Source organism: Prodigiosinella confusarubida (genome assembly GCF_002847015.1).
Lineage (GTDB): Bacteria > Pseudomonadota > Gammaproteobacteria > Enterobacterales > Enterobacteriaceae > Prodigiosinella > Prodigiosinella aquatilis.
The window spans coordinates 3,223,008-3,240,091 of the sequence record NZ_CP025085.1 but is presented as its reverse complement, the minus strand read 5'-3'; the positions used below and the strand labels follow the sequence as shown (position 1 = coordinate 3,240,091).

The following is a 17,084-nucleotide window of genomic DNA, read 5'->3' as shown; positions in this document are numbered from 1 at the left end:
AAAAACGGGTGGTGCATTTTAGCATGTTGACTATTGGGCTGCACCGCCTTCTGCTGCTGCTTTAGTATGGCCAGTTAAAGGCTTCCAGCAATGCGAGTGGATAACGCAGACCACGTTGATAACAACGGATGCTTTCGGCGACTAGCGGGGAGCGTAACTGATCTGAATGAATGATTTCTTCTGCGGTCAGCCAGTGGCAACAGTCAATATCACTATCTTGTGGCATGGTCGCAACACGTTCAGGCAGATCGATAGTAAAGCAGAACCGCAAAAAAGATGTATGGTCTGGGGCGATCCATTGGTGCAGTTGCAGAAAAGCCTGTGGCATGGCTCGTATGCCTGTTTCTTCACACAACTCACGACTGGCTGCCTGAATCAATGTCTCATCGGCTTCAAGGTGCCCGGCTGGCTGATTCCAGAGCCGTTTATGGTTAATAATTTCTTCCACTATCAAAAAATGACTCTCCGCCTGGACAACGCAGGCGACAGTGACGTGGGGTCTAAACATTATCTACCTCTTTCCATGCCCCAGGGAGTAATCCCTCCAGGGTATGATTCGACATACTGTAACGTATCAGCCGCAGTGTAGGAAAACCTATGTGAGCCGTCATCCGGCGTACTTGTCTATTACGGCCTTCATACAGAGTAACTTTTAGCCAACACACCGGGATAGATTTCCGATCGCGAATAGGGGGGATTCTGGGCCATAACCATTCTGGTTCAGGAACTATCTCGACGTCTGCTGGCAGCGTGCGTCCGTCTTTTAATGCCAGACCAGCTTTAAACTGCGCGAGTGCCGTGTTATCAGGGATACCTTCAACCTGCGCATAATAGATTTTAGGTGTTCGTTTGCCGGGCTGTGTCAGACGGGCCTGAAGAACACCATCGTTGGTCAGGATCATCAGCCCTTCGCTATCGCGGTCCAAACGCCCTGCCGCATAGATGTCACTGAATGGTATATAGTCCTTCAGTGTTGTTCGTCCGGCCTCATCTGTGAACTGTGATAGTACATCGAAAGGCTTATTAAACAGCACAATACGACGCAGCTGAGAAGCAGGTGTGCTTTTTTTGAACGACCGTGAGCTGAAACGTTTAAGCTTGTGATTTCTAACAGAGAATTTATTCATCTTCTTACTGGTTGCGAATGACAAAAACATTATACTCGAAATGGTTTGCGATTGGCGTGAGCTGAATATTCAAGTAGTATCGGCATACATCTTACAACTCATTAACAAAATTGCGCTCGAAGGAGAGGTTAATGGAAAGCAAAGTAGTTGTACCGGCGGAAGGTCAGAAAATCACAGTTGATAGTCAGGGTAAATTGGTGGTTCCTGATAACCCGGTTATTCCGTTCATTGAAGGGGACGGTATTGGTGTCGATGTTACTCCTGCCATGATTCATGTTGTTAATGCTGCAGTAAAAAAAGCTTATCAGGGAAAACGTGCTATTTCCTGGATGGAAATCTATACCGGTGAAAAATCAACACAAGTTTACGGTAAAGATGTCTGGTTGCCAGAAGAGACGCTGGATTTGATTCGTGAATATCGTGTGGCGATTAAAGGCCCTCTGACAACACCAGTCGGTGGCGGTATTCGCTCTTTAAACGTAGCGCTACGCCAGCAACTGGATCTTTATATTTGTCTGCGTCCGGTTCGTTATTATGAAGGGACGCCAAGCCCGGTAAAACATCCGGAACTGACTGACATGGTGATCTTTCGTGAAAACGCAGAAGACATCTATGCAGGCATTGAGTGGAAAGCAGGTACTGCTGAAGCAGATAAAGTGATTGCATTCCTGCGTGAAGAGATGGGCGTTACTAAAATCCGCTTCCCACAGCAGTGTGGTATTGGTGTGAAGCCGTGCTCTGAAGAAGGGACCAAACGCCTGGTACGCGCAGCGATTGAATATGCCATCACGAATGACCGTGATTCCCTCACGCTGGTGCATAAAGGCAATATCATGAAGTTTACTGAAGGGGCCTTTAAAGATTGGGGATATCAGCTTGCTCGCGAAGAGTTTGGCGGTGAACTGATTGATGGCGGACCATGGGTAAAAATCAAGAATCCGAAAACGGGTAAAGATATTGTTGTTAAAGATGTTATTGCCGATGCGTTCCTGCAACAAATTTTACTGCGTCCGGCTGAATATGATGTGATCGCTTGCATGAACCTGAATGGTGACTACATTTCAGATGCTTTGGCCGCGCAGGTCGGTGGTATCGGTATTGCCCCGGGAGCCAACATTGGTGACGAGTGTGCGCTATTTGAAGCTACTCATGGCACTGCACCAAAATATGCGGGTCAGGATAAGGTCAACCCTGGTTCTATTATCTTGTCTGCAGAGATGATGTTACGCCATATGGAATGGTTTGAAGCCGCTGACCTGATTGTTCAAGGCATGGAAGGGGCGATTAAAAATAAGACTGTAACTTACGATTTTGAACGTCTGATGGATGGTGCGACATTGCGTAAATGCAGTGAGTTTGCGCAAGATATTATTGACAATATGTAAGATATTATAATTTTGAACCTCACGACACTTGAGTTTCGTGGGGTTCGTTATTACAACTTGTAAGTTTTGAATCAGCATTTACGTCCATCTAATGGGATTTTTCCCTCTTATTTGTGCTGATCGAGTCCATGTTTCTCATGTGAGGAAGTGCTCTCTCTGAGTATGTAACGCCGTGTTTTTCCCCAATTAATATTGAATAGTGCCCACTTTCACCAGTAGCGTGAAGATTAATGACAAAGAGTGGTTTTTTCACCACAATGTTCTTAATTTAGCTGTCGTGGTGAGTCTGCTATTTCGCTGATGAGTATTAGATGTACTATTATCTATGCACAGAGATGATAATTTTTAATCCTTTATTTTTTGCAAATCTTGGCATTTTCCGTTGTAACATAAAGTAATTTACTTAGGTAACTTAATGTATTTATTCCTTGATTACTGATCTCAAGGGTGTAAGAACAGCGCAAAATTTTTTATCATAATGCTTTCTCAATGCCTGCATTTTGCTATTGTGTCAAACACTGCTTGGCAATTGTATTGAGTGATGTAACCATTTCAACAAGGTAAACAGGCAAAAAAGGATAGTAGACAGTTATCGTATTATCACTAATCAACAGGTCGGTGGTTTTCTCCATCGATAACCTGTTTTTGTGTGATCAAAAAGAAACGGCACTGAGTTCTATGGCAACCAGCTACAAATTTTGACAGCTAAAACAATGGATAATGTAAGGGGAACCCCATGAGTCGAGCCCCAGTAAATAAAGATGAACAAAACCGGCTTGCGGCGTTGAGTGAGTATGGTATCAATTGCCCATTGTCTGATTCTGGTTTTAATAATCTGACTAACCTGGCGGCAAATGTTTTTAATGTTCCTATCGTATTAGTTTCTCTTCTGGAAGGAGAGCGTCAGCTCATTGCGGTCGGCACAGGGGTTTCAACTTGTGAGACGCCACGTGAAATTTCATTTTGTACCCATACGATCCTCAGAAAAAGGATTATGGTTATTTCTGATGCTCGCAAAGATTCCCGTTTTAAAAATAGTCCTCTAGTGATCGGAAAACCCCACATCAGGTTCTATGCTGGGATTCCGCTGCGAACGTCCACTGGTTATGCTATTGGTGCGCTTAGCATTATCGACCAGAAACCGCGAACATCGTTCAGTGCAAGAGATGCTCATAACTTGCAGGATTTGGCTGCATTAGTTATGGATAAGTTGGAAATGCGGCGGCTTCAATTGGCTAGGATGGATAGTCAGATACGTTTTGAACATATCGCAAAAACATCACCAGACACCGTTTTATGTGTTGATGAGAAAGGGATTATCACCTTCTGGAATGAATCGGCTGAAAAAATGCTGGAATATACCAGAGAACAGATAGTTGGCCAGCACATCAGCACAGTGGTACCTGATATGTTTGTGGTTCAGCTTCATCATCTTTCTATGGACAGCACGGCGCAGCTCAAAGGCGGTAGCATTAAACGTGAAGCCCGGACCATGAGTGGTGCGCTACTTCCGATCGAAATTTCCGTGTCTATGTGGAAAGAGAATAATACTGCCAGTTACTGCGCCATTTTGCGAGATGCGATGGAGCGTCGGCGTTATGAAGAACGGTTATTTCTTCAAGCTCATCGTGATCCGCTCACAGGGCTTGCCAACCGGACGTTACTGACATCGACTTTAGAGCAAGTAGTGAAGGTCGGTTCCTCCGTGTGCGTGATGATAATCGATCTGGATGGTTTTAAATATATTAACGATAGTTTGGGCCACCCCAGCGGGGATGAAATTCTTATCAGTGTAGCAAAAAAGTTGCAGGCCAGTGTCCGTAGCGATGATCTTGTGGCGCGTATGGGCGGAGATGAATTTGCTTTGCTGCTGCCTCGACTTGATGATCCCCGACTGGCAGCAAATATTGCTGAACGGATTATCTATGATATTTCTCAGGCTATTATTATCGAGGATAAGCAGATCAATACCAGTGCCAGCATTGGCTTGGTCATGCACCCGTCCAACGGAGTATCGGTGCAGGATCTGTTAACCAGTGCTGATTTGGCATTATACCAGGCTAAGGCAGAGGGGCGTAACTGTTACCGTTTCTTCACTCGTGAGTTAAGGGAAGTTTTTCAAGCCAAGCATGCTTTCCAACTGGAATTTATTCGTGCGTATGAACAGAGTGAATTTGAGGTATTTTATCAACCGCAGGTCAGCCTGATTGATAATCGGATTGTTGGCGCTGAGGCGCTGCTACGCTGGCGACATCCTTATAAAGGATTACTGAGTCCTGCTGCTTTCATTGCAGCATTGGAACGAGGTCCATGGGCCGAGCGTGTTGGTGACTGGGTTTTACAAACAGCTTGCTGGCAGGCTGCGGATTGGCGCAATGCCGGTGCCAAAGATTTTCGTATCAGTGTTAATCTGTTTGCTGCTCAGTTCCGTTCTGGAATGCTGGCACAAAATATAAAGTCGGTACTATCCCTCACTGGATTGCCCCCGGACGCTTTGGAGCTTGAAATCACCGAAAATATCATTCTTCGACATGATGAAAATATGTTGCAGCTTTTAAACGAGCTTCGTGACGAAGGCGTTGGTATCGCATTTGATGATTATGGTACCGGATATGCCTCGTTAAGTATGTTGAAAAATTATCCGGTAACTCGGCTCAAAATTGACCAGACTTTTGTTTTTGCCATGTGTGATTCTCCCCCTGATGCGGCAATCGTTCGCGCTATTCTTTACCTTGGCAAAAGTTTTGGTCTGAATGTTATTGCTGAAGGCGTTGAAACGCAGGAACAGTATGAGCGATTAAGAAATAAAGGGTGTGAACAGGCTCAGGGATATCTGTTTGGGCGTCCTGTACCTGCTGTTGAGTTTGAGAAATTACTTGGATTAGGTAAGGAATCTAACACAGTGTAATTGATGACCACAGCGGAAAGGCACTGTCTTAAAATCAACCATTTTTGGTAGAGTGATGATTTTTAATCAGTTGCCTTTTTGCTTAATGAAGGGGCGTTTTTTGAGCAACCCAATTAAAAAATAACCAGAACGTACTTGCAAATAATGTTTATATCCGCATTAAAAATCATATCGCTCCTTACTACTATCCCGGCATTTATTGATTCTTTTTTGGCTTCCATATGGTTTTGTACAAAGTGGCAGTAAGTGTATTGCATGGGAAAGATAAATGTATTTGTGCCTAAAAAATTCCTCCTTTTTGCCTGATGTGGCAGAGGAGAATGTAAAGTTATGTGTATTTAGTAACTGAAACGTTAAGAATGCTTGAAAACATTACGGCAGACCATACGATATCAATGTTTCAGACACCATTCTGGTGTTGTTTTCATTGAGTGAGGGAATCAGATCCATATGATGCGTATTGCGCTTTTCCTTATCACCAACCTGGCGGTGATGTTGGTATTCGGGTTAGTGCTCAGCCTGACAGGAATTCAGTCCAGCAGTGTACAAGGATTAGTGATCATGTCCGGACTGTTTGGTTTTGGCGGCGCTTTTGTTTCACTGTTGATGTCGAAATGGATGGCATTGCGTTCAGTCGGCGGTGAATTGATTGAACAACCACGTAATGAAACAGAACGCTGGCTGCTTACCACCGTTAGAGAACTATCACAGCAAGTAGGCATTACTATGCCGCAGGTTGCTGTTTACCATTCTCCTGATATCAATGCTTTTGCAACGGGTGCTCGCCGTGATGCTTCTTTGGTCGCTGTCAGCAGTGGCCTGTTGCAGAATATGAACCGTGATGAGGCTCAAGCAGTTATCGCCCATGAAATCAGTCATGTTGCCAATGGGGATATGGTTACCATGACGTTGATTCAGGGAGTAGTTAACACCTTTGTTATCTTTATCTCACGGCTTCTTGCCCAAGTGGTTTCTGGTTTCCTTTCAGGTAACAGAGATGATGGTGAGGAAGGCAGTGGTGGAAATCCACTGGTTTATTTTGCGGTCGCGACGGTCTTGGAACTGCTATTTGGCATTTTGGCCAGTATTATCACGATGTGGTTTTCCCGTTATCGTGAATTTCATGCCGATGCCGGTTCAGCCACGTTAGTAGGTCGGGAAAAAATGATTGCTGCTTTACAGCGTCTGAAAACCAGTTACGAGCCACAAGAAGATAGCAGTATGATGGCGTTTTGTATTAATGGTAAGTCTAAATCATTTAGTGAACTGTTTATGTCTCATCCGCCACTGGATAAGCGCATCGAAGCACTTCGTAATGGCTCATACCTGAAATAACTAGCGTCTCTAGTTTGTCGATAAAGGCTCCGAATGGGGCCTTTTTTTTTGGAAAACAGGGATAATGACAACACTATCTATTTTCCAGTACTGGATAAAATAATCTTGCCTCAAATCAAACAGTGAGTGAAAACATCTGAAATATTTCATAAAATAAAACCACGATCACGGAAAAGTGAAACGATGTTTCTAAAATATCAATATTACAGGTGAACTGTTTGAGCTACGTTGCAACATAGTTCTCAGACGACATCAGATTCTTCATGATAAGCTCTAAGGATTTACAGATGGCTAAAGGTAATAAGCTTCCTTTCACGTTTCATACCTACCAGGATCCAGTAACTGGTACTGACGTTGTACGTCTCACTCCTCCCGATGTCATCTGTCACCGCAATTATTTTTATCAGAAATGTTTCAGTAATGATGGAAGTAACTTGTTATTTGGTGGCGCTTTTGACGGTTCGTGGAACTATTATTTACTGGATCTTAAAAAACAACAGGCAACACAGCTAACAGAAGGGACGGGTGATAATACGTTTGGAGGATTTCTATCACCGAAAGATGATGCACTCTATTACGTAAAAAAGACACGTAACTTGATGCGCGTGGATCTGGAAACACTGGAAGAATCGACCATTTATCAGGTTCCGGATGATTGGGTTGGATACGGTACTTGGGTGGCTAATTCTGATTGTAGCAAGATGGTGGGGATTGAAATTAAAAAAGAGGACTGGAAACCGCTTACTGATTGGAAAAAGTTTCAGGAGTTCTATTTCACTAATCCATGTTGCCGCTTGATTTGTGTAGACCTACAGACGGGTAAGGCAAAAACTATTCTTAAAGAAAACCAATGGCTTGGACATCCAATCTATCGCCCTGGCGATGATAATACTGTTGCCTTCTGCCATGAGGGACCGCATGATCTGGTCGATGCCCGTATGTGGTTCATTAATGAGGACGGCAGCAACATGCGGAAGGTGAAAGAGCATGCGCCGGGTGAAAGTTGTACTCATGAATTCTGGGTTCCAGATGGTTCCGCCCTTGTTTATGTCTCTTATATGAAAGGCAGTACGAATCGTTTTATCTGTAGTATTGACCCCGTAACATTAGAAAACCGGCAATTGATGGAAATGCCAGCCTGCTCACATTTGATGAGTAACTATGACGGTACGTTAATGGTGGGTGATGGTTCCAATGCGCCAGTAGATGTGAAGGACGATGGTGGTTATAAGATTGAAAATGATCCTTTCTTGTATGTATTTAATATGAAAACGGGTAAACAACATCGGGTCGCTCAACATAACACCTCTTGGGACGTTCTGGAGGGAGACCGCCAAGTAACCCATCCGCACCCATCTTTTACACCGGATAATAAACAAATTTTGTTTACATCTGATATGGATGGTATGCCAGCATTATATCTGGCGAAAGTGCCGGACTCTGTCTGGCAATAATGCTTCAAGAAACCACGTGCAATCAGGCGTGGTTTCTAGCTTTTTGATGTTAGGTAAATATCAGGGAGGCAACGCTTATAACCAACAACTTATTGAGAGTGTCGATTATAGATGATTGTTCCATTGCCATACTCAAAGTGTTCCCTTTATACTAAAACCATTGTTCTATTTTTTTTAAAACAAAAAAACTGAGTAGGGTAACCACCAAAATGGCTATTGCAGATTTAGATAAACAACCCGATTCCGTGTCGTCTGTCTTGAAGGTTTTTGGTATCTTGCAGGCGTTAGGCGAAGAACGTGAAATTGGTATCACTGAGCTTTCACAGCGTGTCATGATGTCTAAAAGTACAGTTTATCGTTTCCTACAAACGATGAAGTCTTTAGGCTATGTTGCTCAGGAAGGTGAGTCGGAAAAATACTCGCTTACGCTAAAATTGTTTGAACTAGGAGCGAAGGCACTACAAAACGTCGATTTGATCCGCAGCGCTGATATTCAGATGAGGGAACTTTCTGCACTCACGCGGGAAACTATTCATTTGGGGGCGTTGGATGAAGACAGTATCGTCTATATCCATAAAATCGACTCTATGTATAACTTGCGGATGTATTCGCGTATTGGCCGCCGTAATCCATTACACAGTACTGCAATTGGTAAGGTTTTACTGGCTTGGCGTGACCGTGAGGAAGTAAAAGAAATCCTGAAACTGGTAGAGTTCAAACGCAGTACACCGCGTACACTTTGCAGTGCTGAGGAGCTGTTACCTCAGCTTGACCTGGTCCACAGCCAAGGGTATGGCGAGGATAATGAAGAGCAGGAAGAAGGGTTGCGTTGTATTGCTGTTCCTGTCTTTGACCGTTTTGGCGTGGTTATCGCGGGTTTGAGCGTATCGTTTCCCACTATCCGCTTTTCTGAAGACAATAAGCAGGAGTATGTAGCGATGCTGCATACCGCCGCTCGCAATATTTCTGAACAGATGGGATATCACGATTACCCATTCTGAATCTGGGTTTGACTTAGATTAGCCTGTCTTGGTGACAGGCTTTTTACTGCCATTAAAAAACGATCATATATCGCAGCATATCTATCTGTAATTGTATGGACAGCATAATTCGGGGTCGAATTTACCCGAGACTCGGTGCTACAGTATTCGCTTTAATCAGCCAATGTTAATAGGGTTCGACATGAGTGAAGTAGCTTCAAGCTCGTTAGGGGGTATTTTTGTTGTTTTGGTCATGTTGTTGATTATGTTCATCTGGTTTTTTATTAATCGGATCAGTGTTCGAGCTAATGAACAAATCAGACTGCTACAGGAAATCGTGGAACAACAGAAGCTGCAATCTGATCTGTTGCAGACATTGGTGACGGCTGTGGGCAGAGATCAAGGTAATACTCCGTCGGATTCAGAATATAACGCTGATGAAGATATTTATTTCAAAGATGTGATCCCGGAACGTTGATATGGGACGCTGAGGGTGGGTTATAGAGCATTACTATCCCTAATTTTCATACAAACCCAGCGCAAAGTAGAACGATGACATGTCAGTTAAAACATACAGGCGCTTTCTTAAGTAGAATCCCGAGAACTGGCATTCTGACCTGATTGATTAGAGAATGTATCTTATGGGGTGCTCTTGTATCTGATGATGAATGAAATGGAGTCTGTTAGAGATAAGCATGAATAATTGCCTGTTATGGCAGTATATTTGCCCATAGTAGGTGGAATGCGTCTCTGCATGATGCTACTCTACGCCGTCGAGTTACGGGGTAAGTTTACTGGTTGTTTCAAACCAATTAGACGAGCCATAGTAATCTCTTGGATTAACCGTTTGGGACATATTTAACAATTGTGGGTTAAATAAAGTTCTCACTCACTGAAATAAAACACAATTATCTTTTGTATGTGATCTTACGTGTGGGTCACCACTGCAAATAAGGGAATTATCATGCCTGTTATTACACTTCCTGATGGTAGTCAACGCCATTACGACCGCACAGTTTCTCCTCTTGATGTTGCCATGGATATTGGTCCAGGTCTGGCGAAAGCTTGTATTGCTGGCCGAGTAAATGGCGAATTGATCGATGCAACCGATCCGATTGAATCGGATGTCGAACTGGCGATCATCACCGCTAAAGATGACGCCGGTCTAGAGATTATCCGTCACTCCTGTGCGCATTTGTTAGGCCATGCTATTAAACAATTATGGTCAGACACCAAAATGGCGATCGGTCCGGTGATTGATCATGGTTTTTACTATGATATCGATTTGGATCACATGCTGACTCAGGAAGATATTGACCTGCTTGAAAAGCGTATGCACGAGCTGGCCAGCAAAGATTACGATGTCATCAAGAAAAAAGTGAGCTGGCAGGAAGCGCGCGATACATTTATGACCCGCGGAGAAGTCTATAAGGTCGCTATCCTTGATGAAAATATCAGCCATGACGACCATCCTGGTCTGTATCATCATGAAGAATATATCGATATGTGCCGTGGTCCGCATGTACCGAATATGCGGTTTTGTCACCATTTCAAATTACAGAAAACGTCAGGTGCTTACTGGCGGGGTGACAGCAAAAATAAAATGTTGCAACGCATTTATGGCACCGCATGGGCGGATAAAAAGCAGTTAAGTGCTTATTTGCAACGTATGGAAGAAGCCGCCAAGCGTGATCACCGTAAAATCGGTAAACAGCTTGATTTGTACCACATGCAGGAAGAAGCGCCAGGCATGGTATTCTGGCATAACGATGGCTGGACAATTTTCCGTGAGCTTGAAGCCTTTGTTCGTATGAAGCTCAAAGAGTACCAGTATCAGGAAGTAAAAGGCCCATTTATGATGGATCGTGTCCTGTGGGAAAAAACGGGGCATTGGGAAAATTATGCAGAACACATGTTTACGACGTCTTCTGAGAACCGTGAATATTGCATTAAACCGATGAACTGCCCAGGACATGTGCAAATTTTTAATCAGGGTCTCAAATCTTATCGTGATTTGCCGTTGCGTATGGCCGAATTTGGTAGTTGTCACCGTAATGAACCATCAGGTTCGCTGCATGGTTTAATGCGGGTTCGCGGTTTCACGCAGGATGACGCGCATATTTTCTGTACTGAAGATCAGGTTCGTAGTGAAGTAAATAGCTGTATAAAAATGGTTTATGACATGTACAGCACTTTTGGTTTTGAAAAGATTGTAGTGAAACTTTCTACTCGTCCTGAGAAACGTATTGGTACTGATGAGATGTGGACCCGTGCTGAAGATGATTTAGCCGCAGCGTTGGCGGAAAATAGCATTCCGTTTGAGTTCCAGCCGGGAGAGGGGGCGTTTTACGGTCCAAAGATCGAATTCACTCTGCATGATTGTTTGGATCGTGCCTGGCAGTGTGGTACGGTGCAGCTCGACTTTTCATTACCTGGACGTTTGAATGCTTCTTATGTCGGAGAAAGTAATGAACGTCAGGTACCAGTAATGATTCACCGGGCTATACTGGGATCTATGGAGCGATTTATTGGTATTCTTACAGAAGAATACGCAGGCTTTTTCCCAACATGGTTAGCTCCGGTACAGGTGGTGATTATGAATATCACCGACAATCAGTCTGATTATGTCAGCGAATTAACCAGAAAACTGCAGGAAGCAGGAATTCGCGTCAAAGCAGACTTGAGAAATGAGAAGATAGGCTTTAAAATCCGCGAGCACACTTTGCGGCGTGTTCCTTATATGCTTGTCTGCGGCGACAAAGAAGTTGAAGCAGGTAAAGTTGCAGTCCGTACTCGTCGTGGTAAGGATTTGGGGAGCCTGGATGTCCGTGAAGTGATCAGTAAGCTGCAGGAAGAGATTCGCAGCCGTAGTCTTCATCAATTGGAGGAATAAAGTATTAAAGGCGGAAAACGAGTTCAACCGGCGCGTCCTAATCGCATCAACAGAGAAATTCGCGCACACGAGGTACGTCTAACGGGTATTGATGGCGAACAGCTTGGTATTGTCAGCCTGAATGAAGCGTTAGAAAAAGCCGAGGAAGCAGGTGTCGATTTAGTAGAAATCAGTCCGAACGCCGAGCCGCCGGTTTGCCGAATCATGGATTACGGCAAGTTCCTCTATGAGAAGAGTAAGGCCACTAAAGAGCAGAAGAAGAAGCAAAAAGTTATTCAGGTCAAGGAAATCAAATTCCGACCTGGTACTGATGATGGCGACTATCAGGTCAAACTACGCAACCTGATTCGCTTTCTGGAAGATGGTGATAAAGCCAAAATAACACTACGTTTTCGTGGACGTGAAATGGCACACCAACAGATTGGTATCGAAATGCTTAATCGCGTTCGTGACGATCTGAGTGAACTGGCAGTTGTTGAGTCCTTCCCGACGAAGATCGAGGGCCGCCAGATGATTATGGTGCTTGCACCGAAGAAGAAACAGTAAGGCATTCAAGTAACATATCCGCGCTACTTTTATGTGGCGCGTTCTGTTCGCCTTATCTGGTTCGTTGTTAATTAACAATGCGAAGTGGAAACAATAATGCCAAAGATTAAAACAGTACGTGGCGCCGCGAAACGCTTCAAAAAAACCGCTAATGGTGGTTTTAAGCGTAAGCATGCTAACCTGCGTCATATTCTGACCAAAAAGGCGACTAAACGTAAACGTCATCTGCGTCCGAAAGGTCTGGTCTCCAAAGGAGATTTGGGCTTGGTCGTTGCGTGCCTACCTTACGCATAAGTAACTTTTTTTAATTCAGAATAAGACATTAGGAGAGAGCATATGGCTCGCGTAAAACGTGGTGTAGTTGCCCGTGCACGTCACAAGAAAGTATTGAAACAAGCGAAAGGTTACTATGGTGCCCGTTCGCGTGTTTATCGTGTTGCCTTCCAGGCAGTAATCAAAGCTGGTCAGTATGCTTACCGTGACCGTCGTCAGCGTAAACGTCAGTTCCGTCAGCTGTGGATTGCACGTATCAATGCAGCAGCCCGTCAGAATGGTTTGTCTTACAGTAAGTTCATCAATGGTTTGAAAAAAGCCTCTGTTGAAATTGACCGTAAGATTTTGGCTGATATCGCCGTATTCGACAAAATTGCCTTTAGTGCATTGGTCGAAAAAGCGAAATTAGCACTGGTGTAAGCCAGCTAAAAGAGGGAGCTTGTCTCCCTCTTTTCCGTTTTATGATAAATCGTATTGATGAATGAATTTATATTTTCCGTCTTTCGAAAACGAAGAAAATGTGTTTATATTCTCAACAAGTTAGACGATGACAAGGTAACGCAAGTATGCAAACTGCTATTTTCCGTTTCTTTTTTTTCTTTAGCGCCTGAATCCCAGGGGCTTTGCGCGTAAGAAAAGAAACAAAAAGTAGCGCTTAAGCCTCCTCTGTGGAGGCTTTTTTATTTGATCCCGGAAATGTATTTAATGGCAGGATCATCGTTGTTACATGCGCACTGATAACCATACTTTTCCAATTATGATCATTGGACATACAGGTAGAAGAAGAGGAATGCAATGCCACATCTCGCAGAGCTGGTTGCCAAAGCCAGAACAGCCATAGAAGAGACTCAAGATATCACTACACTGGAAAATGTGCGTGTTGAATATCTGGGTAAAAAAGGTCACTTAACCCTTCAGATGACCTCGCTGCGCGAGCTGCCTGCTGAAGAACGTCCCGCCGCGGGTGCGGTAATCAATCAGGCAAAGCAGGATGTTCAGGAAGCGCTGAATACCCGCAAACAAGCACTGGAATCAGCAGAAATGAATGCTCGCCTGGCCGCAGAAACAATAGATGTTTCTCTGCCAGGGAGAACCATGGAAAACGGGGGGCTACATCCGATAACCCGTACCATTGACCGGATTGAAACTTTTTTCGGCGAACTGGGATTTTCAGTGGCATCAGGTCCGGAAATTGAAGATGACTATCATAACTTTGATGCGTTGAATATTCCCGGTCATCATCCTGCACGCGCCGATCATGACACATTCTGGTTTGATGCCGGGCGCTTGTTACGTACACAGACTTCAGGCGTGCAAATTCGTACAATGGAAAAACAGCAGCCGCCGATTCGCATTATTGCGCCAGGCCGCGTTTATCGTAACGACTATGATCAAACGCACACGCCGATGTTCCATCAGATGGAAGGGTTGATTATTGACAAAAATATCAACTTTACCAATCTGAAAGGAACGCTGCATGATTTTCTGCGCAACTTCTTTGAGGAAGATTTACAGGTCCGTTTTCGTCCTTCCTATTTCCCCTTTACAGAGCCTTCAGCTGAAGTGGATGTAATGGGTAAAAATGGTAAATGGCTCGAAGTTTTGGGATGCGGCATGGTGCATCCGAATGTGCTACGTAATGTGGGGGTCGACCCAGAAGTTTACTCCGGTTTTGCATTCGGCATGGGTATGGAACGTCTGACGATGTTGCGTTATGGCGTCACCGACTTACGTGCATTCTTTGAAAACGATTTACGCTTCCTCAAACAGTTTAAATAAGGCGGATACATCATCATGAAATTCAGTGAACTCTGGTTACGCGAATGGGTTAATCCAGCAATCAGCAGCGATGCCTTATCTGAACAAATTACTATGGCGGGTCTTGAAGTCGATGGCGTTGAAGCTGTTGCTGGTGCCTTCCATGGTGTTGTTGTAGGGGAAGTGATGGAGTGCGCACAGCACCCTAATGCGGATAAGTTGCGTGTAACAAAGGTTAATGTTGGAGGTGAGCGCCTGCTGAATATCGTTTGTGGCGCACCGAATTGTCGTCAGGGCTTGAAAGTTGCAGTCGCAACCGTGGGGGCTGTTCTTCCCGGCGATTTTAAAATCAAAGCGGCAAAATTGCGTGGTGAACCTTCGGAAGGGATGTTGTGTTCATTTTCGGAGTTGGCTATTACCGATGATCACAGTGGTATCATTGAGTTACCACTGGATGCCCCAGTAGGTAGCGATATCCGTGACTATTTAGCGCTCAATGACCACACTATCGAAATCAGTGTGACACCGAACCGTGCGGATTGCCTGGGCATCCTGGGGGTTGCACGTGATGTGGCCGTATTGAATGCGTTGGCGTTGACTGAACCGGAAATTGTACCGGTTGATGTCGTTATTCAGGATACGTTTCCGATTAGCGTTGAGGCGACTCAAGCTTGTCCGCGTTATCTGGGCCGGGTAGTGAAGGGCATTAATATTAAGGCGACAACACCGCTGTGGATGAGTGAAAAACTGCGACGCTGCGGTATTCGTTCTATCGATCCGGTGGTGGATGTTACCAACTATGTTTTGTTGGAACTGGGACAACCCATGCATGCCTTCGATCTGAGCCGTCTGGACGGAGGTATTGTCGTGCGTATGGCCAAAGACGGCGAAGTTCTGCGCCTGCTGGATGGTAGTGATGCCACATTGAACAGTGACACACTGGTGATTGCGGACCACCAAAAGGCTCTGGCTATAGGTGGAATTTTCGGTGGGGAACACTCGGGTGTAAATGAGGACACACAGGATGTGTTGCTGGAGTGTGCTTACTTCAACCCGCTGTCTATCACTGGTCGTGCCCGTCGTTATGGTCTGCACACGGATGCGTCCCATCGCTATGAGCGTGGTGTTGACCCGGCCTTGCAACATAAGGCTATCGAGCGTGCTACCCGTTTACTTTTGGATATCTGTGGCGGCAATGCCGGGCCGGTCATTGATGTTACTAGCGAAAAAGACTTACCTGTTCGAGCCACCATTGAACTGCGCCGAGAAAAGCTGGATCGGTTGATTGGTCATCATATTGTCGATGAAAAAGTCAGCACTATCCTGAGCCATCTGGGCTGTCAGGTAACGAAAACCAATGCTGGATGGCAGGCGGTAGCACCAAGTTGGCGTTTCGATATGGAAATCGAAGAGGACCTGGTGGAAGAAGTCGCACGCATATATGGCTATGACAATATTCCCAATGTGGCGACGCTGGCACCACTGACAATGACTCAGCATCGTGAAGCGGATTTGTCGCTCAAACGAGTGAAAACCATGTTGGTTGACCGTGGTTTCCAGGAAGCAATTACTTACAGTTTTGTTGATCCCAAAATTCAGTCTCTGGTTCATCCAGATGAAGAGGCTTTGATTCTGCCTAGTCCGATTTCGGTTGAAATGTCCGCGATGAGACTCTCACTGTGGAGCGGTTTACTGGAAGCGATAGTCTATAATCAGAACCGTCAGCAAAGCCGTCTACGCCTGTTTGAAAGCGGTTTACGCTTTGTTCCGGATCAAAGTGCAGACCTGGGCATTCGTCAGGATATGATGCTGGCAGGGGTGATTACTGGAACGCGGTATGAAGAGCACTGGGATCTGACCCGTCAGGCTGTTGATTTCTATGATTTGAAAGGTGATCTGGAAGCTATTCTGGCATTGACAGGTAAGCAGTCAGCCATTGAATTTCGCGCTGAGGCGAACCCGGCATTACATCCAGGGCAAAGTGCTGCAATTTATTTAGGTGAAGAACGCATTGGTTTTATTGGTGTCATTCATCCTGAGCTGGAACGTAAACTGGATCTGAATGGGCGTACTGTAGTGTTTGAAGTCTGCTGGGATCGGCTTGCAGACCGCGTGGTGCCTGATGCGAAGGACATTTCACGCTTCCCGTCTAATCGTCGCGACATCGCTGTGGTCGTCTCTGAAAACGTGCTCGCAGGCGATGTTTTAACCGAATGCAAGAAAGTTGGCGCAAATCAGTTAGTTGGCGTAAACTTATTTGACGTGTACCGAGGAAAGGGCGTAGCGGAAGGGTATAAGAGCCTGGCTATTAGCCTGATATTGCAGGATACCTCTCGTACACTGGCAGAAGAGGAAATTGCCGCTACGGTTGCGCAATGTGTGGCGGCATTAAAACAGCGATTCCAAGCATCCTTGAGGGATTGAA

Annotated in this window: 15 protein-coding genes and 1 other annotated feature; of the genes, 13 read left to right on the top strand and 2 right to left on the bottom strand. The window is 44.9% G+C overall.

All coding sequences use genetic code 11. The features are described from left to right. Positions 1-61: 61 nt before the first annotated feature. Positions 62-508: an NUDIX domain-containing protein gene (locus CWC46_RS14715; protein WP_021015801.1), complete on the bottom strand. Its 447-nt coding sequence runs from the start codon at positions 506-508 to the stop codon at positions 62-64. After that, on the bottom strand, positions 501-1,157 hold the full coding sequence (gene rluE / locus CWC46_RS14710; protein ID WP_021015802.1) for a 23S rRNA pseudouridine(2457) synthase RluE: 657 nt from the start codon (positions 1,155-1,157) through the stop codon (positions 501-503). The genes CWC46_RS14715 and rluE overlap by 8 nt, the downstream gene beginning before the upstream one ends. 101 nt (positions 1,158-1,258) lie before the next feature. On the opposite strand from rluE, the gene icd reads away from it, so the two are divergent. From icd to pheT, 13 genes are all read left to right on the top strand, one after another. After that, the gene (icd, locus tag CWC46_RS14705; RefSeq protein ID WP_021015803.1) at positions 1,259-2,512 is read left to right on the top strand and encodes an NADP-dependent isocitrate dehydrogenase; all 1,254 of its coding nucleotides are present in this window, start codon (positions 1,259-1,261) and stop codon (positions 2,510-2,512) included. Between the two features lie 736 nt (positions 2,513-3,248). Continuing rightward, the gene (locus CWC46_RS14700) at positions 3,249-5,420 is read left to right on the top strand and encodes a sensor domain-containing phosphodiesterase (protein ID WP_021015805.1); all 2,172 of its coding nucleotides are present in this window, start codon (positions 3,249-3,251) and stop codon (positions 5,418-5,420) included. Between the two features lie 450 nt (positions 5,421-5,870). Further along, positions 5,871-6,755 carry a protease HtpX gene (gene htpX / locus CWC46_RS14695; protein ID WP_021015806.1) on the top strand — a complete coding sequence of 295 codons (885 nt, stop codon included), beginning with the start codon at positions 5,871-5,873 and terminating at the stop codon, positions 6,753-6,755. A gap of 287 nt (positions 6,756-7,042) precedes the next feature. After that, the gene (gene ogl, locus CWC46_RS14690; RefSeq protein ID WP_021015807.1) at positions 7,043-8,209 is read left to right on the top strand and encodes an oligogalacturonate lyase; all 1,167 of its coding nucleotides are present in this window, start codon (positions 7,043-7,045) and stop codon (positions 8,207-8,209) included. A 209-nt stretch (positions 8,210-8,418) separates the two neighbouring features. Then, positions 8,419-9,210, top strand: a complete 792-nt coding sequence (gene kdgR / locus CWC46_RS14685) for a DNA-binding transcriptional regulator KdgR (RefSeq protein WP_021015808.1) — start codon at positions 8,419-8,421, stop codon at positions 9,208-9,210. 181 nt (positions 9,211-9,391) lie between these two features. After that, positions 9,392-9,667, top strand: coding sequence for a YebO family protein (locus tag CWC46_RS14680; protein WP_021015809.1), 276 nt, complete (start codon positions 9,392-9,394; stop codon positions 9,665-9,667). A gap of 486 nt (positions 9,668-10,153) precedes the next feature. Next, positions 10,154-12,082: a threonine--tRNA ligase gene (thrS, locus tag CWC46_RS14675; RefSeq protein ID WP_021015810.1), complete on the top strand. Its 1,929-nt coding sequence runs from the start codon at positions 10,154-10,156 to the stop codon at positions 12,080-12,082. A gap of 3 nt (positions 12,083-12,085) precedes the next feature. Next, complete coding sequence (gene infC / locus CWC46_RS14670; RefSeq protein ID WP_071790861.1) at positions 12,086-12,628, top strand: translation initiation factor IF-3; 543 nt, start codon at positions 12,086-12,088, stop codon at positions 12,626-12,628. A gap of 96 nt (positions 12,629-12,724) precedes the next feature. Beyond that, complete coding sequence (gene rpmI, locus CWC46_RS14665) at positions 12,725-12,922, top strand: 50S ribosomal protein L35 (protein ID WP_021015812.1); 198 nt, start codon at positions 12,725-12,727, stop codon at positions 12,920-12,922. A 42-nt stretch (positions 12,923-12,964) separates the two neighbouring features. Beyond that, on the top strand, positions 12,965-13,321 hold the full coding sequence (gene rplT / locus CWC46_RS14660; RefSeq protein ID WP_021015813.1) for a 50S ribosomal protein L20: 357 nt from the start codon (positions 12,965-12,967) through the stop codon (positions 13,319-13,321). 141 nt (positions 13,322-13,462) lie between these two features. After that, positions 13,463-13,586: a sequence feature (Phe leader region), on the top strand. After that, the gene (pheM, locus tag CWC46_RS23680; protein ID WP_157831396.1) at positions 13,468-13,512 is read left to right on the top strand and encodes a pheST operon leader peptide PheM; all 45 of its coding nucleotides are present in this window, start codon (positions 13,468-13,470) and stop codon (positions 13,510-13,512) included. It overlaps the preceding feature by 45 nt. A 110-nt stretch (positions 13,587-13,696) precedes the next feature. Then, complete coding sequence (pheS, locus tag CWC46_RS14655) at positions 13,697-14,680, top strand: phenylalanine--tRNA ligase subunit alpha (protein ID WP_021015814.1); 984 nt, start codon at positions 13,697-13,699, stop codon at positions 14,678-14,680. Positions 14,681-14,695: 15 nt separating this feature from the next. Continuing rightward, positions 14,696-17,083 (top strand): phenylalanine--tRNA ligase subunit beta, encoded by a 2,388-nt coding sequence (pheT, locus tag CWC46_RS14650; RefSeq protein WP_021015815.1) that lies wholly within the window; start codon positions 14,696-14,698, stop codon positions 17,081-17,083. The last annotated feature ends 1 nt before the right edge of the window (position 17,084 follow it).